Origin of the sequence: Ideonella sp. (assembly GCF_036277275.1) — a bacterium.
Taxonomy (GTDB): Bacteria; Pseudomonadota; Gammaproteobacteria; order Burkholderiales; family Burkholderiaceae_C; genus Ideonella.
Map to the genome: position 1 here is coordinate 22869 of NZ_DASUNH010000174.1, position 21865 is coordinate 44733.

The 21865-nt window shown below is 66.8% G+C and carries 22 protein-coding genes; 9 read left to right on the top strand and 13 right to left on the bottom strand.

Translation table 11 applies throughout. The annotated features are described in order from the left end of the window. The first annotated feature begins 35 nt into the window (after positions 1 to 35). The 4 genes from VFY73_RS29580 to VFY73_RS29595 all read left to right on the top strand — a co-directional run bounded on the left by VFY73_RS29580 (position 36) and on the right by VFY73_RS29595 (position 4953). Entirely contained in the window at positions 36 to 743 is a 708-nt protein-coding gene (locus VFY73_RS29580) for a cytochrome c4 (protein WP_329725186.1), read from the top strand. Between the two features lie 11 nt (positions 744 to 754). Further along, positions 755 to 2032 carry a c-type cytochrome gene (locus VFY73_RS29585; protein ID WP_414654570.1) on the top strand — a complete coding sequence of 426 codons (1278 nt, stop codon included), beginning with the start codon at positions 755 to 757 and terminating at the stop codon, positions 2030 to 2032. 172 nt (positions 2033 to 2204) lie between these two features. Then, on the top strand, positions 2205 to 3149 hold the full coding sequence (locus tag VFY73_RS29590) for a phosphate/phosphite/phosphonate ABC transporter substrate-binding protein (RefSeq protein WP_329725188.1): 945 nt from the start codon (positions 2205 to 2207) through the stop codon (positions 3147 to 3149). A gap of 4 nt (positions 3150 to 3153) precedes the next feature. Beyond that, a complete protein-coding gene (locus VFY73_RS29595; RefSeq protein ID WP_329725189.1) occupies positions 3154 to 4953 on the top strand; it encodes a diguanylate cyclase in 1800 nt (599 codons plus the stop codon). Between the two features lie 89 nt (positions 4954 to 5042). On the opposite strand, the gene VFY73_RS29600 is transcribed toward VFY73_RS29595, so the two are convergent. Both VFY73_RS29600 and VFY73_RS29605 read right to left on the bottom strand, forming a co-directional pair. Further along, complete coding sequence (locus VFY73_RS29600; protein WP_329725190.1) at positions 5043 to 5261, bottom strand: hypothetical protein; 219 nt, start codon at positions 5259 to 5261, stop codon at positions 5043 to 5045. Positions 5262 to 5413: 152 nt separating this feature from the next. Further along, on the bottom strand, positions 5414 to 5863 hold the full coding sequence (locus tag VFY73_RS29605) for a low affinity iron permease family protein (protein ID WP_329725277.1): 450 nt from the start codon (positions 5861 to 5863) through the stop codon (positions 5414 to 5416). A gap of 212 nt (positions 5864 to 6075) precedes the next feature. On the opposite strand from VFY73_RS29605, the gene VFY73_RS29610 reads away from it, so the two are divergent. Beyond that, positions 6076 to 6945: a plasmid replication/partition related protein gene (locus tag VFY73_RS29610; protein ID WP_329725191.1), complete on the top strand. Its 870-nt coding sequence runs from the start codon at positions 6076 to 6078 to the stop codon at positions 6943 to 6945. Between the two features lie 185 nt (positions 6946 to 7130). Beyond that, a complete protein-coding gene (locus VFY73_RS29615) occupies positions 7131 to 7541 on the top strand; it encodes a response regulator (protein ID WP_329725192.1) in 411 nt (136 codons plus the stop codon). Between the two features lie 102 nt (positions 7542 to 7643). On the opposite strand, the gene VFY73_RS29620 is transcribed toward VFY73_RS29615, so the two are convergent. The 7 genes from VFY73_RS29620 to VFY73_RS29650 form a co-directional block, all read right to left on the bottom strand. Continuing rightward, positions 7644 to 10319, bottom strand: a complete 2676-nt coding sequence (locus VFY73_RS29620) for an ATP-binding protein (RefSeq protein WP_329725193.1) — start codon at positions 10317 to 10319, stop codon at positions 7644 to 7646. Between the two features lie 269 nt (positions 10320 to 10588). Beyond that, positions 10589 to 11491: a dienelactone hydrolase family protein gene (locus tag VFY73_RS29625; protein WP_329725194.1), complete on the bottom strand. Its 903-nt coding sequence runs from the start codon at positions 11489 to 11491 to the stop codon at positions 10589 to 10591. A gap of 97 nt (positions 11492 to 11588) precedes the next feature. After that, positions 11589 to 11882 carry a hypothetical protein gene (locus VFY73_RS29630; protein ID WP_329725195.1) on the bottom strand — a complete coding sequence of 98 codons (294 nt, stop codon included), beginning with the start codon at positions 11880 to 11882 and terminating at the stop codon, positions 11589 to 11591. 86 nt (positions 11883 to 11968) lie between these two features. Beyond that, positions 11969 to 12832 (bottom strand): ABC transporter substrate-binding protein, encoded by an 864-nt coding sequence (locus tag VFY73_RS29635; RefSeq protein WP_329725196.1) that lies wholly within the window; start codon positions 12830 to 12832, stop codon positions 11969 to 11971. 168 nt (positions 12833 to 13000) lie between these two features. Continuing rightward, complete coding sequence (locus VFY73_RS29640; RefSeq protein ID WP_329725197.1) at positions 13001 to 13621, bottom strand: H-NS histone family protein; 621 nt, start codon at positions 13619 to 13621, stop codon at positions 13001 to 13003. A gap of 218 nt (positions 13622 to 13839) precedes the next feature. Next, positions 13840 to 14175 (bottom strand): ATPase with chaperone activity, encoded by a 336-nt coding sequence (locus tag VFY73_RS29645; protein ID WP_329725198.1) that lies wholly within the window; start codon positions 14173 to 14175, stop codon positions 13840 to 13842. Between the two features lie 18 nt (positions 14176 to 14193). Continuing rightward, on the bottom strand, positions 14194 to 14580 hold the full coding sequence (locus tag VFY73_RS29650; RefSeq protein ID WP_329725199.1) for a RidA family protein: 387 nt from the start codon (positions 14578 to 14580) through the stop codon (positions 14194 to 14196). Between the two features lie 206 nt (positions 14581 to 14786). Here VFY73_RS29650 and VFY73_RS29655 point away from each other — a divergent pair, with 206 nt between their 5' ends. After that, positions 14787 to 15683 carry a dienelactone hydrolase family protein gene (locus VFY73_RS29655; protein ID WP_329725200.1) on the top strand — a complete coding sequence of 299 codons (897 nt, stop codon included), beginning with the start codon at positions 14787 to 14789 and terminating at the stop codon, positions 15681 to 15683. Between the two features lie 48 nt (positions 15684 to 15731). Here the strand turns inward: VFY73_RS29655 and VFY73_RS29660 are convergent, their stop codons facing one another. The 3 genes from VFY73_RS29660 to VFY73_RS29670 form a co-directional block, all read right to left on the bottom strand. Then, positions 15732 to 18977, bottom strand: a complete 3246-nt coding sequence (locus tag VFY73_RS29660; RefSeq protein ID WP_329725201.1) for a sensor domain-containing protein — start codon at positions 18975 to 18977, stop codon at positions 15732 to 15734. 202 nt (positions 18978 to 19179) lie between these two features. Further along, a complete protein-coding gene (gene atpE / locus VFY73_RS29665; protein ID WP_329725202.1) occupies positions 19180 to 19419 on the bottom strand; it encodes a F0F1 ATP synthase subunit C in 240 nt (79 codons plus the stop codon). Between the two features lie 297 nt (positions 19420 to 19716). Next, positions 19717 to 19938, bottom strand: a complete 222-nt coding sequence (locus VFY73_RS29670; RefSeq protein WP_329725203.1) for a hypothetical protein — start codon at positions 19936 to 19938, stop codon at positions 19717 to 19719. Positions 19939 to 20238: 300 nt separating this feature from the next. Here VFY73_RS29670 and VFY73_RS29675 point away from each other — a divergent pair, with 300 nt between their 5' ends. Together VFY73_RS29675 and VFY73_RS29680 are read left to right on the top strand one after the other, a co-directional pair. After that, positions 20239 to 20676 (top strand): CBS domain-containing protein, encoded by a 438-nt coding sequence (locus tag VFY73_RS29675; RefSeq protein WP_329725204.1) that lies wholly within the window; start codon positions 20239 to 20241, stop codon positions 20674 to 20676. A gap of 351 nt (positions 20677 to 21027) precedes the next feature. Next, positions 21028 to 21165 (top strand): hypothetical protein, encoded by a 138-nt coding sequence (locus VFY73_RS29680; RefSeq protein ID WP_329725205.1) that lies wholly within the window; start codon positions 21028 to 21030, stop codon positions 21163 to 21165. Between the two features lie 25 nt (positions 21166 to 21190). Here the strand turns inward: VFY73_RS29680 and VFY73_RS29685 are convergent, their stop codons facing one another. Continuing rightward, positions 21191 to 21862 (bottom strand): ankyrin repeat domain-containing protein, encoded by a 672-nt coding sequence (locus VFY73_RS29685; protein ID WP_329725206.1) that lies wholly within the window; start codon positions 21860 to 21862, stop codon positions 21191 to 21193. Positions 21863 to 21865 lie beyond the last annotated feature (3 nt).

Sequence of the window (21865 nt, forward strand, 5' to 3'; positions counted from 1 at the left end):
TCCACCGGTCTCTGCGCCGATCTTTTGGCCGTGCCTTGGCCAGGCGCGCTGGCGCCGCTGCGCTCGCGGCGTGCTGCACCGCCGCCGCCTGGGCCGGCAACGCCACGGGCGGGCACCAGGTGCCTGACACGCTGCAGCAGCGCCTGATCGCCTGCACCGCCTGCCACGGCAAGGACGGGCGCGCCACCAACCAGGGCTACTTCCCGCGCATTGCAGGCAAGCCTGCGGGCTACCTCTACAACCAGCTGCTCGGCTTTCGCGACGGACGGCGCCACTACGCCGGCATGACCAACATGGTCGAGCACATGTCGGACGACTACCTGCGCCGCATCGCCGAGCACTTCGCCGCACTCGATCTGCCCTACCCCGCACCACCCGCCACCCGAGCGCCCCCTGCGCTGCTGGCGGCTGGCGAGCGCCTGGCCCGGCACGGTGACGACGCGCGTCGGTTGCCGGCCTGCGTCAAGTGCCATGGCGATGCGATGACCGGCACCCTGCCCGCCACGCCCGGGCTGCTCGGCCTGCCGCGCGACTACCTCGTCGGCCAGCTCGGCGCGTGGCGCAGTGGCTCGCGCCAGGCCGCCGCGCCCGACTGCATGGCCCAGATCGCCAAGGCGCTCAGCCCCGATGACATCGCCGCCGTGTCCACCTGGTTGGCGGCGCAGCCATTGCCGCCGAACCCGAAAGCGGCGACAGCCGCCGGTGAGCCGCTGCCGCTGCGCTGCGGAAGCGCGTTGCCGTGACGGCCAGCCGCATGTTCCTCGATCGCCCGGTGAAGATCGGCCTCGTGGTCGTGGGCCTGCTGCTGGGCCTGCTGGCCGTCGTCGTGGCGCGGAACCTGCGCGACGAGACGCCGCAACGGGGCCACGCCGCGTCGCTCGCCATCACGCCGCAGCTGGTCGAACGCGGCGCGTACCTCGCACGCGCCGGCAACTGCGCCACCTGCCACACCACGCGCGGCGGCGCCGAATACGCCGGTGGGCGTGGCATCGAAACGCCGTTCGGCATCGTCTTCGCCGGCAATCTGACGCCCGACGCCGAGACGGGCATCGGGCGATGGAGCGCCGCGGACTTCTGGCGCGCGATGCACAACGGGCGCTCGAAAGACGGTCGGCTGCTGGTCCCGGCTTTCCCCTACCCGAGCTACACCCAGGTCAGCCGCGAAGATGCCGATGCGCTCCACGCCTATCTGCGCACGCTCCCGCCCGTGCGCCAGGCCAACCGGCCGCACGAGCTGCGTTTCCCCTACGGCACGCAAGCCGCGCTGGCGGTATGGCGAGCGATGTTCTTCGAGCCGGGCAGCTACCAGCCGCAACCGCAGCAGTCTGCCGAATGGAACCGCGGCGCCTACCTCGTCAAAGGCCTCGGGCACTGCGTGGCCTGCCATTCACCGCGCAACGCGTTCGGTGCCATCACCGACGCCCTCGAGTTTCGCGGTGGCCTGATCCCGATGCAGAACTGGTATGCGCCGTCGCTGGCCTCGCCCCAAGAAGCCGGCGTGGCCGACTGGCCGACGCAGGAGGTGGCCGCGCTGTTGAAAACCGGTGTCTCACCCCGCGCCTCGGTGATAGGCCCGATGGCCGACGTCGTTTTTCGCAGCACGCAGTACCTGACCGATGCCGACTTGCAGGCGATGGCCGTGTTTCTGAAGGGGCTGCCGCAGCACCAAGGGCCCCAGCGCCGCGCAGACGCCCCAATCGATCCGGCCGCGCTGCGGCACGGTGCGAAGCTCTACGACAAGCACTGCGCTTCGTGCCATGGTGACCAAGGCGAAGGCGCGCGCGGCGCCTACCCGGCGCTGGCGGGCAACCGCATGGTCACGCTGAACGACCCGACCAACCTGGTGCGGATGGTCGTGGGCGGTGGCTTTCCGCCGACGACGGCCGGCAACCCCGCGCCCTACGGCATGCCCCCTTTTGGCCCGACGCTCGCCAACGAAGACATCGCCGCGGTCCTCAGCCACATCCGCAATGCCTGGGGTCATCACGCACCGGCCGTGTCTGCGCTGGAGGTGATGCGCGCTCGCTACTAGCGGCGGCAGCCACCTGATGTAGCGGCGGCAGCCACCTGATGCGGCCGATGACGGTTACAGGTGGAGGAAATCCGCCATTTTTGGGGCTTTAGAACCGCTCACACGCTCACGTCGCTGGCCGAAAGCGTCGGGTGCAGGCCCTTGAAATCGGGTCGAGCCTTCGATCCGTCCGATGCCCTCATCCTTCGTCAATGCCTTTCGTGCCCACCTGGCCGCCCTGCGCAGCCTGGCGGCTGTCGCATTGGTGCTGGCGGCCGGCTGCCGGCCCAGCGACGCGCCCGTCTATCAGCCGTCGTATTCCCCGCCGCCGAAGCACGAGCAGGAGGCCGTCTACCTGCTCGCGGTGCACCCCTTGCACAACCCGAAGCACCTGTTCGAGCTCTACCAGCCGCTGATGGACCACTTGAACCGTGGATTCAACGGTGTGCGGTTCCAGCTCGAAACGGCGAAAGACTACAAGGCATTCGAGCGAAAGCTGAAAGATCGCACCGTTCATTTCGCGCTGCCCAACCCCTATCAGGCGATCAGCGCCGAGGAGAGCGGCTACCACGTGTTCGCCAAGATGGGCGACGACCATGACTTCCGCGGGCTGCTGCTGGTGCGAACCGACAGCGGCATCGACGAGCCCGCCGATCTCGTTGGCAAGAAGGTCAGCTACCCGGCGCCGACAGCGCTGGCCGCAACGCTGTTGCCGCAACGCTGGCTGCACGACCATGGCATCAACGTGCTGCGCGACCTCGACAACAGCTATGTCGGCACGCAAGAGAGCTCGATCATGAGCATGGCACTCGGCAAGACAGCAGCGGCGGCCACCTGGCCCCAGCCGTGGCGCGTGTTCGTCAAGGACCATCCGCGGCTGGCCGAGCAGATCGAAGTCAAGTGGCAGACGATGCCGCTCGTCAACAACGCACTGGTCGTTCGCGACGACGTACCGGCCGATGTCGTGGTCGAGGTGCGACGACTTCTCGTCGGCTTGTCCGACACCGCGGCCGGGCGCGAGCTGCTCGCACACCTGGAACTCGAACGCTTCGAGCCGGCGACCAAGGACACCTACAACAAGGTGCGCCACTTCGTCGAGAACTTCGAACGCGACGTGCGACCCATCGATCCGCTCTGACGACATGCTGCCTCGCCGGTTCTTCAAGCACCGCTCCATCCGCCGCCAGTTGGTGGTGGGGGTGGCGCTCGTGCACGCCGTGCTGATGACGATCTTCGTCGGCGACCTCTTCGTGCAGCAGCGTCAATACCTTCACCAGCGCCATCTGCAAAGTGCCACCAGCCTGGTGCAGGGCATTGCGCGGCACGCGACCGGCGACCTGATGTCGGGCGACGTGGTGGCGCTGCAGGAAATCATCAGCGGGTTCATCGACTACCCGGACATGCGCTACGCCGCGATTCTCGACATCGACGGCAAGGTGCTCGCGCACACCCAGGTCGAGCATGTGGGACAGATGATGAGCGACCCGATCACCCAGGCGATGCTCAAGGGTCCGCACGTCGGCCGAGCCTTGGTCGACGACCAGGACGCGCTGGATGTGGCGACGCCCATCGTCTGGGAAGGTCACCTGCTGGGCTGGGTCCGATTTGCGGCGGGTTGGGAAGGCATTTCGGGGCAGCTGCGCCAGGTGGCCCGCGAAGGTCTGCTGTATGGCATCGGCGCCATCGCCGTGGGCGTGCTGTTGGCCATGGTGATGGCCAGGCGCACCACGCACAGGCTTTACGACCTGCTGCAGGTGGCGGAAGCGACCAAGGCCGGCCGCCGCGACCTGCGTGGCGAAGCCGACTCGGTCAACGAGGTGGGCCGCCTGGCCGCCTCGTTCAACGCCATGCTCGACGTGCTGAGCGAACGCGAGAAGGCGCTGCAGCAGGCGAACCATGAACTCGAGGACCGGGTCGAGCAACGCACGGCCGCGCTCGCCGAAAGCGAGGCGACCCAACGCGCGATCCTGGAGCAGGCCAACGACGCGTTCGTGTCCACTGACGTCGACGGCCGGGTGGTGACCTGGAACCGCATGGCCGAGACGATCTTCGGCTGGCGAAGCGATGAAGCCCTTGGCCGCCGCCTGGTCGAGCTGATCGTTCCGGTGGAGGCCCGCACGACCCACGAGGGACGTCTGGCCCACTACCTGGCCGGCGGTGACGGCGCTGCGCCCCACCGCCGGACCGAGTTGCGAGCCTGCCGGCGCGATGGCAGCGAGTTCCCGATCGAGTTGAGCATGCGCGTTCGCCTGACCACGACCGGCGAAAGCTTCTTCGATGGATTCGCGCGCGACATCACCGAGCGCAAGGCGCTGCAGCAACAGCTCGAAGAGCAGGCGCAACAGGACAGCCTCACCGGCCTGCCCAACCGCCGCGCGCTGATGAAGATGCTGCCGTCGGCAATGGCCCGTGCCCAACGCAGCCAGCAGGCGATGGCGGTTCTGTTCCTGGATCTGGACGGCTTCAAGGGCATCAATGATTCCCACGGGCACGATGCAGGCGACAAGGTCTTGCGCGACTTTGCCGACCGCCTGAGAACCCAGATGCGCTCGGTGGACACCGTGGCGCGCCTGGCGGGTGACGAATTCGTTGTCATTGCAGAGGGCTTGAGCCATCCCAACGACGCGACGACCGTGGCAGAGAAGATCATGCAATCCGCAACCACGCCGTTCGATCTGGCGGGTGGCGTGCGGGCATGCCTGTCGTCCAGCATCGGGATCCGGTCTTGGGCCCCGGGGGAGACCTCTGGCGCCAGCGATCTGCTGACACAGGCCGACGACGCGATGTACCAGGCCAAGCACCGCGGCAAGGGCCGCTTCGTGTATTGGCGACCGGCCGTGTTGACCGGGTGGCAAGTGCCCGGCGGTGCGGGGGCGTCTTCAGCCACCGTCTCGGCGAGCCGCGAGGCCACACCCGTCTTGCCTGAGCTCGCCTTGCAGTAGGGCCAGCGCACGGATCCCAGCCTCAGGGCACCGTGCCGGTCTCCGCCAGGATCGGGCGGATTTTCAATCGCACGCCTCGACGGAGCGGTTCAGAAGCCGTGCCATCGGCTCGGCGAAAACCAATGGCGGTACGCGTCACGCAAGTCCGCCTCCGCCCGCGCTTCAGCGCTGGCCCCGATGTCCTTGAGCGTGGCGGCGTCGAGGTGCCGGATGGAAGGTGCACGCAGATGTGCCGCCAGCCGACTGAACAAGCCGGCGCGGCGGGCTGCGGTGGGAGGGCTGAGGGCGCGAAGGGTGGAGGTGGTCATCGTGTTCATGGATCGGTGGTCGGGGCTGGTAAGCGTATGACCGCCGAGCCGAGAACAGAATCGATCAATTCAGGACACGCTGGTAAGCAGCGCTGACCAATCCACGCCGAACGCCAGCCGCGGTTGTGCTCACATGGCCCATGACCCGGGCATTACCGGCGCAGCGGCTCCCCATCAGGATCGTCATCGGCCACGGCGTCCTCCTGCCCTGCGGCGGCGTTGCGCGCGCCGTTGGCGGCGGTGCTCTCGCCGCGCCGGGCCAATCGCGCCATCCGAGCATATTGCGCGCGTATGGCGTTGAGCTGCTGGTCGTCCATCTCCTCCATGTCCATCAGCGCATTGCGCGCGCCCTGGGTCGCCCGGATCAGCTCATCGAGCTTGACCTGGATCGCCTCGGTGTCGCGGTTCTGAGTGTTCTGGATCAGGAACACCATCAGGAAGGTGATGATGGTGGTGCTGGTGTTGATGAGGAGTTGCCAGGTGTCGCTGAAGCCGAACAGCGGCCCGCTGACGCCCCAAAGCACGATGGTCCCGAATGCCGTCACGAAGACCGCCGGCCGGCCGCAGAAGTGGGCGATGACCTTGGCGAGGCGGGTATAGATGCTGCATGAGGCGGAGTGCTCGCCGTCAGCGCGGTCCGCCGCCGGCCGACCGTCATCGTTCGTGCACTGCAGTTTCCCTGGAGAGCGTGGTGTCACCGTCACGGCATATCCCTCGAAGCCTGTTGCGGCGGTGGGAGCAAACATCGCTCCCACGCCCAGCCGGGCAGCCTCCCTACAATGCGCGCCCTTTGCAGCTGCCCGAACCGCGCGTCATGGACATCGTCGTCAACGAAGAACTCAAGGCCTACATCGACCCGTTGACCCTGGAGGAATACGAGGCGCTGGAACGCAGCCTCCTGGCCGAAGGTTGCCGCGATGCGCTGGTGCTGTGGGGCAACGTGCTGGTCGACGGTCACAACCGATATGGCATCTGCCGCAAGCACGGCCTGCCGTTCCAGACAGTGCAGAACCCCCGCTTCCAGTCGATCGAGGACGTGCACCTGTGGATGATCGATCAGCACCTCGGCCGCCGCAGCATTTCGGATTTCCAGCGCGGAGTGCTGGCGCTGCGCAAGCGCGAGATCGTGGCCGAGCGCCGCGCGCGGCGTGCTGCCCCCGTTCCGGCGCCCGAAGACTCGGCCGCTGCCGCGCCGGAGGGCGCCGCGCCGACCGCGCTCGCCCCCGAGCCGCTGGACACGCGTGAAGCGCTGGCCAAGGCCGCGCGGCTGAGCAGCAACCAGGTCGTCTTGATCGAGAAGATCCAGAAGCAGGCGGCGCCCGAGCTGGTGGCTGCGGTCAAGGCCGGTTCGATCTCGATCAATGCCGCCGCCGCGGTGGCCACCTTGCCGGCGCAGGAACAGGTCGCCGCGGCGACGGCTGGCAAGGACGAACTCAAGCAAGCCGCCAAGCGCGCCCGCGAGGCCAAGCGCAAGCCGGCCAGCGAGTCGCCCGCCGAGTCGGCCCCGGTTTCGCCAGCCGAGGCAGCCGAGCAAGACACGATCGAGTCGCTGCAGGCGCGTGTGGCGACCCTCACCGCCGAAAACGCCGCGCTGCGCCAGCAAGTCGCGCAGTTGCAGCAGCAAATGACGAAGGGCTCCGAACGTTTCGCCGACGCGCTCGTGGACTCGTCGCCACCGTTCTGACGGCCTGCGTGAGCGGTTCTCCATGTGCGCATCGGGGTTGAAGTTGCCGCGCCCCGGAAAAGGAGAAGAATCCCCGCAGCGCGCCATGCGCCATGGCGCAGTTCTTGATCAGAACACCAACGACTGGCCTTCGCTCGGAGCGGTAAGCGGGCCGATGGTTCAGACCTTGTCGTTCGAGAGATCCAATGGCTTCCACCCTTCTTTGGCCAGGCAGCCGGCGAGTCCTGGTGGTCGATGACGACATCAACCGCGCCTACCCCTTGGCCGATCTGATCGAGGCGCTGGGCCACCAGTGCTGGGTCGTCCGCGACGGCTACTCCGCCGTCAACCGCGCGTTCCACGTGCAGGCTGATCTCGTCCTCGTCGCCACGGAGCTGCCGTTGATGTGCGGGTTCGAGGTCTGTCAGCGTTTGCGAAAGAACAGCCAGGGCCGCCCGGTGCAGATCGTCGCGATGTCGGTGTCCGGCGACGACGAGGAGCGACGGGAGGCCGAGAGCTGCGGCTTCGACGAACTGATCATCAAGCCGGTCGACGGCAAGGTGCTGGGCCGGCTGCTGCAACGCAACGGCATCGAAGAACGCCGGCAGGCCGCCTGAGGCCTGTCAGCGCCTCGATCACGGCCGGATGGCCGCCAAGGCTGGCGCCCGGCTATCGGCGCTCGGCGCTCGGCGGCGTGCACAAGTCTGAATGGCGGCAAGTCAGATCACCAGATGCCCCGCCGCACGCCCGTGCCGGGCCAGGGCCCGCCTCAGACGAGCCACGTCCAACGGCTTGGTCAGGAACTCCACTGCGCCGCATGCCATGGCCGCCTCGACGCTTGCCTCCAACGCGTCAGCGCTGATCACCACCACCGCGATGTCGGCTGTCGCCGGGTGCGCCTTCAGCCGGCGCAGCAGCGCCATGCCGTCGATGTCGGGCAGGTGCAGGTCCAGCAAGATCAAGTCCGGTTGGGCGGCGCCGGGCATCAGCAGCTTGTCCAGGCACTGCTGCCCTGTGGCGCTGTGATCGAGCTGGATCGCGTCGGTCTCGGCCAGCGCCGAACGGACGATTTCGACATTCAACGGGTTGTCTTCGACGTAGTGGATGCGCTGCGACGTCAGTGCCGACGCCGGATGCGCGGGCGTCGTGTCGCCGCGCTGGACCGGCGGCGCGAGAGGCCGCTCTGCGTGCTCGCCGGCGGGCAGAGCCAGCGTGAACGACGAGCCCGTGCCTGGCACGCTGCTGACCTGCAAGCTGCCCCCCATCAGGCCAGCCAGGCGGCGGCTGATGACCAGGCCGATGCCGGTGCCTTCGACCTGGCTGTTCTCACGGCCCAGCCGGTTGAACGGTTGAAACAGCTGGGCCATCTGCGTCGCCGTCAACCCCAGACCGGTGTCGCGCACTTCGATCTCCACCATCCCGCCCGCCCGCCGCGCGGCCAGGTGGATCTCGCCGCCATCCCGGTTGTACTTGACGGCGTTGGACAGCAGGTTGGCCAGCACCTGGCGCACCCGGGTCGCATCGCCGTACAGGCGCTCGGCCTGGGGCGACAGGTCCAGCTGGATCGAGATCCGGCGCTCTGCGGCACGCTGCTCGACGAGGGTCACGGTTTCGGCCACCAGCGAATCGACCGCCAGTGATTCGATCGACAGGCTCAGCGTGTCCGACTCGATGCGCGACAGGTCGAGAATGTCGTTGATCATCGCCAGCAGGTGATCGCCGGCCTGGCGGATGTTCGTGGCCCAGCGCTTGTGCGAGGGGCTCAGCGCCGGCGCAGTGGCCATCTCCAGCAGCTGCGCAAAGCCCAGCACCGCGTTCAACGGCGTGCGCAGCTCATGGCTCATGCGTGAAAGAAAATTGCTTTTGGCCATGTTGGCGGACTCGGCCGCGCGCCGTGCCGCCTCGGCCTCGGCGACCGAGTCTTCAATGCGCCGCGCGCGCCCGGTCACCGTCAGCAGCAACACCATCAGGGCCGCCGCGCCGGCCATGCCCGCGGTGCTGACGCCGGCCACCACGCTGGCGCCCCGCCCTTCCGAACGGCCGCGGTCGGCAACAATCAGCTCCCACTGCCCGTCGGCCAGGGTGACGGGTTCGGCCAATCGGCGCGCCGCAGGCGTCGTTTCACAATCGGCAGCGCCCAGCAGTACGCGTTCGCGGCCCTCAGCATGCCGGTCGATCAAGCAGGCGCTCAGCGGCGCCGCCATCGGCCCGGTCAGCTGACTGGCCAGGCGCGTCAACGGCAAGGTGGCGAACACCAATCCGCGCACGCCGTGATCGCACCCGCCCCCAGGCCTCCACATCGAGGCCGTGGCCTGGAAGACCACCACGCCCGGCACGGCCCGGCTGCGGTCACCGCCGGTGGCCGGGGCGCCGAGATCCACTCGGCCGCTGGTCGCCGGACGCCCCGATTGCAGCGCACGCAGCTGAGCCGCCTGCACGGTGGGCTCGACGAACCAGCTTCCACCATCCGTCGGCGGCCGATAGAGCGAGGGCTCGACATAGCGCACCCGCGGGGCCGCAGCCTGCGATTTGGGACCCTCGCAGTCGATCCAACCGATGGCCTGCATCTCGTTGGTCGTCGGCAACCACCCGGCGGCCGCGACACGGAACTCCGTGGCCGATACCTCGCGGGTCTGCGCGAACAGGATCTGCATGGCCCGCACGGCCTGCAGCGTGTTGTGCAACTCCGCCCGGGTCAGCGCAACCGCGAGCTGCGCGCTGTGGTCGAACTCGTTCTGGCTGCGCCTCGCGTCGGCACCGGCGACCGCCGCAACGCCTACGTGAACCAGGGCCGCGCTGGTCACGCCAGTCAGAGTCAGCGGCCAGCGCCGGGGCACCCAGTCCCGCCGCGGCCGGGCGAGCCAGGTCAGTGCAATCGGAGCACCGATCATCACCCCGAGGACCACCCCGGCCCAGAGGCTGGCCGCCGCGAACGGAGCGGCGGCCCACGGCATGCCGCTCACGCCGACGTGATAGACGGTGGTGATCGCCATGCCGGCCAGGCCGGGCCAGGCGGCCCCGTTGACGACGAACGAGAGAATCTCGCGCGGCTCGTTCAGCGCCGCCGGGGCGGCGTGATGACGTCGCAACAGCCAGGCGCCGAGCATGGCTTGCGCCGCTTCGGTGGCGGCGTGCACGCCGGCCGTCAACCACAGGTCGCAGTCGTCGTGGCCGCAGGCCGGCAGGGCAGACGCCCAGAGCCAGCGGCCGACCAGCGTGCCGATGCCGACCGCCACGGCCGAGTGGTAGCCGAGCACCCAGACCGCGGCCAGGGCCAGGCCGGCTGTCGCATCCAGGATCGGCCGCCCGGTGAGCGGGCTCCAGTGCAGGCTCGCATAAGAAAGCAGGCTGCAGCCCAATGCCACCAGTGCCTGATACACCAGGTCGCGAACCATCGGGTTTGGCGAGCCCCGATTCGATTGCAGATCGTCGACTGCCGGCACGTACAACCTTCCGCTTGCCCAAGCCAGCCGGCGTCCCTGCCCTGGCACCCGGGTCCTGCCCCGCTATTCGAGCGCAAGCGTTCGCGCAGTAAAAGGGGCATCAACCCTGTCAGGTGGTCGCCATCAAACGCGGCGCCGAGCGCGCGGCACCGCGCCGCCCGCGACAAAACACCAGGGCCTGTTCACACTGCGGAGCCCCGATGCGTAGCGTCAAACAGGCCCTAGCGCAACGTGCGGTTGAACAACGCCAGCATCCGCCCCCAGGCTTGCTGGGCCGCCGTGGCATCAAAGCGCGGCGTGGTGTCGTTGTTGAAACCGTGCTGGGTGCCGGGGTACTTGAAGGCCTCGTACTTGATGCCGGCCGCTTTCAGCACCGCTTCGTACGCAGGCCAGGCCGCGTTGATGCGCTCGTCGTTGTCGGCAAAGACCAAGACGAGTTCGGCCTTGATCCGGCTGACCTGGTCCGCCTCGGCCGGCGCGCCATAGAAGGGTGCTCCGGCCCGCAACTCGGGCACGCGCGTGGCCAGCAGGTTGACCATGCCACCGCCATAGCAGAAGCCCACGGCACCCAGCTTGCCGTTGCCGCCGGCCAACGTGCGCGTGTAAGTCGCCGCGGCGACGAAATCCTCGCGGGTCTTCGTTTGATCCAGCTTGGCAAAAAGCTCGCGCGCCTTGTCTTCGTCACCCGGGTAGCCACCGAGCGGGAACAACGCGTCGGGCGCCACAGCGATGAAGTTTTCCAGCGCGAGGCGGCGCGTGACGTCTTCGATGTGCGGGTTGAGTCCGCGGTTTTCGTGGACCACCAGGACCACCGGCAACGGCCCGGCGGCTTGCGCCGGCCGCGCCACATAGGCGCGCACCTTGCCGTAGCCGGCCGGTGAAGCGAACTCGACGAACTCCGTCTTCAGGCGCGCATCGCCAGGCGCCACTTTCTGTGCCCGGGCGAAGTCGGGGCTGAGCGCCGCCAGCAGCGCCGTCGCCGTCGTGCCGCTGGCCGCAGCGAAGCGGGCTGCGCGATCAAGAAAACCTCGGCGGTCGATGTCGCCGTGGACGTACTGGTCGAACAAGCACCACAGGTCGGGATCGATCTCGTTGGCGTCGATGCGCGCGGCAGGCTGGCTCATGGCGGAGTCTTTGAAAGCCCAAGACGAGCAAGCCTTGTACACCGACCGATCAGCCACAAGCGGCTCGGGGCCTCTCGCCCGCTGCGCGGGCCGCGCATCAGAGGCTCGACGCATCAGCCATGCACTGCTTGGTGAAGCTGTTCCTGGCGGCGCCGGAGAGTTTCTTCTCGGCCGCCTTGGCATCGCAGGCAGCCTTGGCTTCGCTCGCCGCGTTGTCGTTGCACTGCTTCAGGAACTGCGCTCGGGCGGGGCCTGTGAGCTTCCTGTCTGCCGCCAGCGCATCACAGGGGGTTTTTGCCGGTGCGCTGGCGGCGGGGCTGGCTGGGGGCAGCGGGCTATGGGCATTCGCTGCACTCAATGCGAAGAGCAAGGCGGCTGCGACGATCTTCATGGTGGCTCCCTGGTCGCCGGCTCACCGCGTTCGACACCACGCGCGTGGCGCCAAGGCAAGCCTTCAAGAGCCGGGATCTTCCACCCTCATCGGCGACCGCTCAAGAATTTCTCGATCATTCTGTCGATCTCACCGTCGTTTCTCAGGCTGGTGATGACGGCGTTGAACTCTTGAACGAAGCTGTCCTTGAATGCAAACCGGCCTTCATCGCGATCGGTGTACCCCAGGTGTCCCTTTTCAGAGTACAGCCTGGCGGCCTCGAAAATGGCTACCCGCTCGGCCTCGATTTCCCCGTTGCGCTTGATCTGCTCGACCTGCCAGCGAATGGCCAACCGGTCATTGATGTAGCAGTCGTTCCGACCCGAAAGCATCTTCAGCACGCTGCCGTGGCTGGAGGTGCCGGAGTCGCGAACGATCTTTCCTGCGGCCACGTAGCGATCGAACTCCTTGCCACCCAGCAGGAAGCCTGCATTGGTGCCGATCGTCAGGCCGATGTAGTCATCCGGCCAGTTCTTCAAGTTCCTGTTGACGGTGGTGAACCGGTTGCAGAACACGACGACCTGCTCGTCGAGAATCGGCTCGGAGTACTTGATGTACGGGCGCTCTTCGGGCCTGAAATACGGTGGGTACAGCGCAAAGCCCTGGCCGCTTTCAAGCAGCCTGAGCCCCCGCTTCCACGGCACCGGCACCAGCGTCACCCGGTACTGAGGCATTCGCTCGAATGCCTTGTTGAGTATGGCCGTGTAGATGCCGGACGCTTCGCCGTTTTCGCCGTACGAATAAGGCGGGTAGCCATCGTCGGCATAGATCGTCACTTCGATCGGCGATACGGCGGCAGCCCCATGGCAAAGCGAGGCTGCGAAAAGGAGTGCCGGGCTGAATAGGCCAGCCCACTTGCGAACTGCCGTGCCGAACCGCGGGCCGCACAGAAGTGGGATGTCATTCTTCATACCGACCTCCAACTTCGCAGATACAACATCAGGTCGCGGACACGCCGTGTCGCGAACCTGACGCAGATGGTGGCACTCTCGCCGGGGCCACGCAACCGCGCCCACCCTGCATTCGAGGGGGAAGGAGCCGGGCAGCGACCGGAATCCCACCGCCTCGGCCCCGAAGGCTCAGCCCGCTGCGGACGATGCGACCTGACCGGCGTCGGCAGACGTCTCCACCGGTGTGGCGTTGCTCCTGGCCGCCTTCTTCGAAACGCGCTTCGAAGCGGCCGGCTTGGCGGCACGGGTGGCCTTGGCCGGCTTGCTGCCGTTCAGCTTGCGCGAGGCCTTGGCAGGCGCAGCGGCCACAACGGCCTTCGCCTTCTTGGCGCGCCGAGTCTTCTGGGGCGATGCGGCAGTCGGCGCAGCAGCCGCTTCAGACGCGCCGATCAAGAAGGCGCTGCGGTCCTTGACGCCGGCCAGCCAGTTGGGCGGCTTGCCGCGGCCCGTCCAGGTCTTGCCGCTTTTCGGGTCCTGGTACATCGCGACGCCGACCGATTTGGCGGCAGCCTTCTTGCGTGCGCCCCCTTTGCGGGCACCAGCACGGGCGGCCTTGGCCGGTTTGGCGGCCTTGTCGGCACGGCCGGTGGCGGCGCTCGCCACCAAACCCAGATCCTCGGCGGTCAACTGGTACCTGTCGATCAATGCCTTGACCTTGGCAATGGCGTCCTTCGACTCCGCCTTGACCAGCGCTTCGGCTTTCTTCTGAAGTTCAGCGATTTGTTTCTTGATCGATGCCAGAGTGGCCATTGGGTACTTCCAAGCAGTTGCGGTGGCGCGAGTCTATTCAATTCAGCGGGCAATTGCCGGAAATGGAGATCGAATCAAGGACAAAAATGCAACCATCCTTCTTTCGGAAGCTAACGCTGTACTGTGATGGATCGGCACAAACCCTGAAATCGACTCAATGGCCGAACTCGAATTCAGTGCAATGAATGCCACGGCCGGCCAACGCCGTTCAACGAAGTTCAGCCCGGCGAGGCCTGCGGCGCCTCCCACGCGAAGATCGGCTCCCACTCCAGCAGCTCTGCCAATCGGGTCGACACCCACTGCGCTTCGGCCTGCGAGACCTGCAGACCGCTGCTCAGCAGGCCTTCGTGAACGCGCGTCAGCACGTCGGATTCGGCGATGCCGAGCTCCCACTGTTTGGTCCTCGCGGTGTCCACCAACATCGACGCGAGGTCTTCGCAAAACCCGTAACGCTCCTGGATGACGGCGCGCGGCTCGCTGGGCTTGGTGCGGCCCGGCTCGATGAACAGTGCGATGAAAGATGCGGGCAGAACCAGTTGGTTGTCTTCGCTCATGGTGGTTGCTGGTAGGGGCTACGTGGCCGCCATTGCTTCGACTTCGAGTTTCCAGCGCGGGTCGAGCAACTGGCAGCAGATGACGGTCGATGCGGGCTCGTGTGTGCCGAGGAACTTCACCCGCATCTTCACATTGGCTTCGTCGTATTCCGGGCCGGCAAGGTAGGTTCGCAGCGAAACGAGGTGATGCAGCTCCATGTTGGCGGAGCGAAGAATCGACTGAATGTGCGTCCAGATGATCTCGGCCTGATCCTCGAAGGATTCCGGCATCGTCTGCCCGTCCTTCAAATAGCCGTTCAGGCCGCTGATGATCAGCAACCTCGAATCCCCGCGAATTTCCGTGGCATGGCTGTAGCAGCGGTACTGCGGAAACAGCTCGGACGGGTTGTGTTTGATGACGGGCATGAAGGCTCCATTCGCGGCGGCAAGGTGGCTGCGCTCCTGTTCGATCCGATGTTCGATCGATGTTCGATCGATTATTGCGTGCGCCTACACCCACCAGCCAGAACATGCAGATCGAGAACGGCACGCTACGGCGACACGCCACCGGCGCATCGCCCGGGCGTATGCTCGCCCGTTTCGTGGCCAACGACAACAGGAGAGCCAGCAAGATGGATCAGACATCGAACGCGCCGGCATGCGGCGAGACAGCACCGGACTTCTCCCGGCGCGACTTTGTCGCGCTGTCGGTGGCGGCCGGCCTCGGCGGCAGTGCGGCCGGTGCCTCGGCGGCCGGGCTGGCGGTGGTCTCGGACGAGGTGACGATCAAGACCCCTGACGGCACCTGCGATGCGACCTTCATCCACCCGGCGACCGGCAAGTACCCGGGCGTGTTGATCTGGCCCGATGCCTTCGGCCTGCGGCCCGCCATGCGTGACATCGGCAAGCGCCTGGCCGCCGAGGGCTACTCGGTGCTGGTGCCCAATCCGTTCTACCGCGTCGCCAAGGCGCCGGTCTTCGACACCGCGGCCAACGCCGACTTCAAGGACCGCGCGCTGTGGGCCAAGCTCAATCCGCTGATGGGTTCGGTGACGGCGGCAGGCGCGGCGGAAGCCGATGCGGCGGCGTTCGTCGAGTTCCTCGATGCCCAGGCTGCGGTCGACAAGACCAAGAGGATCGGCACCCAGGGCTACTGCATGGGCGGCGCGCTGGTGGTGCGCACCGCCGCCTCGCAGTCAGCCCGCATCGGCGCGGGCGCGTCGTTCCACGGCGGGGGCCTGGTCACCGACAAGCCCGACAGCCCGCACCTGCTGGCATCGAAGATCAAGGCCCACATGTACTTCGGCGTCGCATCGAACGACGACCAGCGCCAACCGGAAGCCAAGGACGCGCTGAAGCGCCACTTCGCCGACGCCAAGGTGCCGGCCACCGTCGAGGTCTTTGCAGCGCTGCACGGCTGGTGCGTGGCCGACATGCCTGTCGAAGGTGGGACACCGATCTACAACGCGGCCGAAGCCGAGCGGGCCTGGCGCGCGCTGGTGGCTCTGTACAAGGCGGGGTTGTCCTGACAGCCTGAAGCCTCGGCGCTGCGTGAATGGCACAGCAGGCCGCCGGCACTATCGAAACGCCCGCCGCCTTTCGATGCTGATGGTCTGCGCTTCTTGCGGCACGACACGCAGCGTGTCGCGACCATCCACCTTGGCGGCATACAAGGCCTCGTCGGCCTGGGCCAGCAACTCGCTCGGCGTGGACAGTGAACTGGCGCCCTGGTAGGCCACGCCGATGCTGGTGGTCACGTTCAGCGCTCCCCCGCGCAGCTGCATCGGCTTTCTGATGTTGGCGAGCACCTTTTCCGCCACGCGGCGCGCTTCTTCGCTGTTGCGCACGGTGTCGAGGATCACCACGAACTCGTCGCCCGCCAGCCGCGCGACCGAGTCGGTCGAACGCACGCTGCCCTCCAGGCGCCGCGCGAACTCGATCAGCACCGCGTCGCCAGCGGCATGGCCGTGGGTGTCGTTGATGGCCTTGAACTGGTCGACATCGAGGAACATGAGCGCCACGCCGGTGCCCAGCCGCCGCGCACGCGACAGCGACTCGGCCAGCATGTCTTCGAAGCAGCGCCGGTTTGCCAGGCCGGTCAACGGGTCGTTCAGAGCCAGCTCCGCCAGCTTGCGCTCGGACTCGCGGATGGCGGTGACGTCGGTCGTCAAGGTATAGACGCCCAACACGTCGTCGAGCGCTGCCATGTCGGGAATGTAGAGCGTGTGCAGCACCCGCTTGGTGCCCATCGCGTCGGAGCTCACCTCGAATTCGATCCGCTTGCCGCTGAGCGCTTCGTTCAGCGCCTGGGACCGCTGCTCGTACAGCTCCCGGCCGATGACTTCGGCCAGCGGCCGGTTCAAGGCTTTCGCGATGGGAATGCCCGTCCAGTCCTCGAAGGTCCGGTTGACGAAGCGCAGTTGCTGATCTTTGTCGATGTACGAGATCATCACCGGCAGGTTGTCGGTAATCGCACGCAGCTGACCTTCGCTGCGCTCGAGCTGAAGCTGGGCTCGCCGCAGGGCCGTCACGTCGAACGACATCGCATAGAAACCCGTCACCTCGCCGTCAGCCGATGTCTGCGGGATCAAATGGGCCTGATAGTGCGATTCGCGGCCGTGGCGGATGACCGTGGCTTCGAAGCCGCGGCGTTGACCACTGAGCACCCCCTGGATATGCGGTGCGTGCAGCGCATAGTTGTCATCACCCACTGCCTCGCGCAGGCTCAAGCCCTGCTCCTGCCCTCGCTGCAAGCCGTTGATGCGGCGGCCCAGGTCGTTCGCATAGATGCACGTCTCGTTGCGATCGAAGCAGCCCACCATCGCCGGAATGTTGTCGATGACCTCATGCAGCCGCCGCTCGCTCATCGCCAGGCTCTGCTGCGCTTCGTGGCGCTCGCGGATGTCACGGACGAAGGCGTTGGCGGCGAATCCGTCGGCCGTCGGCATTGCCGAGATCGACAGCTCGATCGGTATCTCGTGGCCATCGCGGTGCCGGCCGGCAATCTCGGTGCGACGGTTGACCACCGGCCCGGCGCCGGATCGCACGAAGTTCGCAAGACCCTGTTCGTGGGCCTGGCGGTGCTGCGGCGGAATGATCAGCTCCGGCAGGGTCCGGCCCATCGCCTCGCTCTTGCCCCAGCCGAACAAACGGCTCGCCTCGGCGTTCCAGTCGCTGACTCGCCCGGCCGCGTCGATCGCGATGAAAGCGTCGCTCGACGTGTCGAGGATGGCCTGGCTGCGCCGCTGCTCGGCCACCAGCGCCGCGAGCAGCGGCCGCACACGCGCGCGCAATGCCCAGGTGCCGGCCAGAACGAACGCCACGATCAGGACGGTGGCCAGGTTGAACCGATGCCGGATCGGCGTGTAGAGGGTGTGGACATCGGTCTTGACGACGAGCCCGAGGCCCGAATCACCGATGGGCGCATAACCCGCGGCGACAGGCTCGGCGCGGGCGTCCAGCACCATCATCGCGCCGGAGTCGCCATTCAGCGCCAAGGTGATCGGGTAGCTTGGCTTGCCTTGCCCGTCGAGCAAGGGAACCGTGAAGGCGGCGCTGTAGAACCGGCTGGGGGCGCAGGCGGCCATCCGGTCACGCACGCTGCAGATGACGGCGTCAGAGCTCTCGTTGACTTGCCGCAGTGCCTGCAATACTTCATCGAACAGGCGCACCCTCTGTTCAGTCACCAGCGTGCCCAGGCGCTGCCCGGCCCGCTGCAGCGGGACATGGGTGCGCAGCACATAGCCTTGCGACCACAGCAACTCCGCCGCTGCCGCATCGACCGACAGGTCGTGGCTCACCGACGTGGATGAATCGAGGAACTGCCCTGCCTCGCTCAGCAACCGGCCGTCTTCGGCGAGAAAGCGCAGACCCACCACCTCGTCGCCGACGAATGTCGTTGTCAGGTACTTCAGTTGCTCCAGCCCGGCCGCTTCGGTGGCTTCGTTTCGGGTCTTGTTGATCGCTTCCAGCACCCCCGGCCGCGCAGCGATCATGCGCGGAAACCACAGACTCGTCTGCAGCGTGTTCGACAGGGCCAACGCGTGGGTGCGCGCTGCATCGCGGGCGTTGTCGATGATGGTCCGCTCGAAGGTCTCGCGCATCACCGCGAAACCCACCAGGCCCGCCGCCAGCGCGACGATGGTCAGCGTCGTCAAGGCGCGATAGACGATGCGGCGTTCAAGGTAGCCCGCCTCCTGGGACGGTGAGGGCGCGAACCGCCGCCTGAGCATCGACCAGAAGCCGACCGTCAACAGCAACAGTGCGGCAGCGGAGGGAAACAACAGCTGATTGAACCCACCCAGCCGATACAGCTGTTGCAGGCCAAGCAATTGCCCGACCATGCCCAACAAGACGAACAGCAGGACCAGAACGACCGCAACGGTTGCGGCCAGCGCCTGCCGCGCCCCTGCCGCAGGGCGGTTCGCGATCAACAGCGCCGCGCCGGCGGCCGCAAAGGCCAGGCATGAGTTGAGCGACACGCGCCCCGGATGCGGGTTCTGGGGCGTCGGGGGCGTCGACGCCTTGGTGAAGTCCAGCCCCCAATCGGCATGCAGTACCGACTGCGCCAAGACCAATGACGAATAGACCATCAGCGTCAGCGCGCACAGGTCGACCACGGCTCGCCGAACCGGTGGCCGATCCGCACCGTCGACCAGCGACAGCCCAAGACCGGCGCAGACAAACAGCAGCCCGGCCCCGGGGCCGAGATCAGACCCTTTGCGGATCAGGGCATCGACCCACGGCAGGTCATTCAGCCCATTGGCAACGACGAACACCCCAAACGCCGCCACCAGCGCACCGATGACTCCGTGGGCAGCCAAAGGCCAACGCGCCATTGCAGCCTTTCGACAGCCTCACGACGAGGCGCGCAAAGCCTACAGCGATCGACCCGGCTTGACCACAGCGCTGACGAATACCAACTTCGACAGCCGGCCCGGCTCGCGCCAGGCGCACCGACATCGGGCGCCGCTTGCGCTTGACGTCATGGACGCCCGACCGGGCCCGCTGCCCTGCGCTGTGGAACTACTTGAAAGGATTGGCCGTCACCAGCCACAGGCCGATGCCGGTGGCGATGATGAAGGCGCCATCGGTGACGCCCACGCCGACAAAGTACCTGGTCTGCAATTCGGGAATCAGCTCGGGCTGACGGGCAGCGCCTTCGAGGAATTTCATCGTCGCCAGGCCGATGCCGATGCAGGAGCCGAACGCCGGAATGCCGATCAGCAGCGCGACGGCCAGCGGCAGCAGGGTGTCCGAGGACATGGTGGTTTCCTTTCTTGGGTGGGACTGCCGCCAGTGTTGCCGGGCGTCTTCGCGTTGGCGATGACCCGCCAGGTCATGTTCCATCGCCTCGATGACACGGTTCAGGCAGGTTCAGAAGCGCCAAAGGCAAACGGGGCCGCGCCGGCCCCGTTTGCTGGGTGTTGGGTCAATGGACGAGCGACGGCTCGACGTTGGCGCTGCGCAAGTCGCCGCCGCAGGGGCCATGCTCCTCGTCGGGTGCGCGTGCTGCAGCAAAACGATCGAGCAAGCCGGCGATCACCGGCCGCGACCGGTCGCTCAGATCTCGCCGTCAACTTCCTCGTCGGCCGACAGATCGATTTCGCGGTCGTAGGCGGCCAATTCAGAAGCCTTGACCTTCGGGATCAGCGGGCGGTCCAGCGGACGGCAGACGTGACGCTGCAAGCGGTTCAGGCGATCCGAACGCTCCATGGCCTGCAGGATGCTCTCCGGGTCCGTCATCATCGTGAACGGGTTCAGAGCGGTTTGGGCGTGGCGCATGAGGTTCTCCTGAGGGTGTGGGCTTCGGCGCGAAACCCATGTCACGAACTGTAGAGAAGCACTTTGGCCAACAACAGTCGGCTGACAGACAAGCCCGCTGTCAGAAAAAGCCTGACAAGCCTGACGGGCGGCCTGGCCTGCGGTGTAGGGGGATCTGCCGGACGCCGGGGCGCGGCTTGTCCGGTCTCGGGTGACGCGGCTTTGCACCGGGTATGCGCCGTGCCCCGCCACTGGGTGCTCCCGGCCGGTCAGGCGCCCTCGGCCGAGCACTTTTGAATCGCGGCGCAAAAGGGTTATGCAATGAGAGTACGTGAGGCAATGACGTCTGATGTGTTGCTGGTCGACCCGGGCCAGACCATTCGGGAGGCAGCGCGGTTGATGGCCGAACATGACATCGGCGCTTTACCGGTCGGACAAGGCGATCGCCTGGTCGGCATGATCACCGACCGCGACATGGCAGTCAGGGCCCTCGCCCAAGGGCAGGGGCCCGACACCAAGGTCAGCGAAGTGATGTCTCGCGAAGTGCTGTATTGCTTTGATGATGACGACTTGAACAGCGTCGCGAACAACATGAGCGACATCCGGGTTCGGCGGCTACCGGTCGTTGACCGTGACAAGCGCCTGGTGGGCATCGTGTCGATCGGCGACGTCGCGGCCCGCGAAGGTGCAAGACAAGTGGGCAAGGCCATTGCCGGCATTTCCGCACCCGGCGGCCCTCATTCGCAGACGGCGCATTGAGCACTCGCGCCAGATGAGACGTTCGGTTGGCAGGTCGGACCTCACGGGCCGGGCGACCGACAAGACGGGCTGGCGAGCGAAAGGTGGCGACCCCTTGACGGTTACGCCATGAATCGCCGTGAGCGAAGTCACAAGATGCGGGTAATCCCTAGGATTTGCCTTGAAACTGTCGCCCGGGCCTGTCACAGTCCCGGCTGTCGAGCAAATCGCTTAACAGCAATCATCGGGTCCTGCAATTCGCCAGAACCCGACACCCCGTAAAAACGCCAAGAGCCGCTTTGCGGGGATACCGGGTCGGCCCAGGGCCGGCGCCGGCCAACCGAACAACCCCGCAACCTCACAAGGGCCATGATGAAACAACGTCTGATCAACCTCTTCACGAACACCAGCGCGCAACTGGGCTACTCGCAAGTCGAAGCCCTGCTGGTCGTCGCCGTCCTCGGCTACTTCGGTCTGGCGCTCGCCGACCTCGCCGGCCTGAAGGGCTGAGCAAGCGCACGCCGCCTGCCCGTCGTCAAGGACGGGCGCGCTTCGCGATGGCGTCCAGCCGCTGTGCAAGCCACAGTCGGTCCGCCTTGCGGGCGTAGTCGGCGGCCCGCAGCCCGGCCTTGTTCTGCAGCGTCGCATCGGCGCCGCGCAGGGCCAGCAGATCCGCCGCATCCACGCTGCCGAAGCCGGCAGCCAGCATCAGCGGCGTGTTGCCATTCGGTGCCCGTGCATCGAGCTGTGCGCCACGCTCCAGCAGCAGCGCTACCGCCGCCTGGTCGTTGCCTGACGCGGCGTAGTGCAAGGGCGTCCAACCCTCGCGGTTGACCTGGGCGCCCCGCGCGATCAACTTCTTCATCGCGTCGAGCTGGCCGCGCAAGGCGGCCATCATCAGCAGCGTCTCACCGGCCGGGCTGGTGGCCTCGACATCGAGCTGCGGATGGTTCAGCAGCAGCGGCACCACCTCGAACGAGTTCTCGCGCAAAGCCAGGTAAAGGCCATGCTGGCTCTCCGGATTGCGGGCATTGACATCGAACCCCTTGGTCAGCAGCGGCGCAACGATGCCGGGACGGTCGAGTTCGATGCCGAGGAAGAAGTCTTCATACGAGCCTGCGCGCACGTTCGAGGCCGCCTGCGCCAACGCCAGCGCGGCGCCCGCCCTCAGAACACCTCGCCGATCAAAGCGTCGTGGATTGCGCATGCC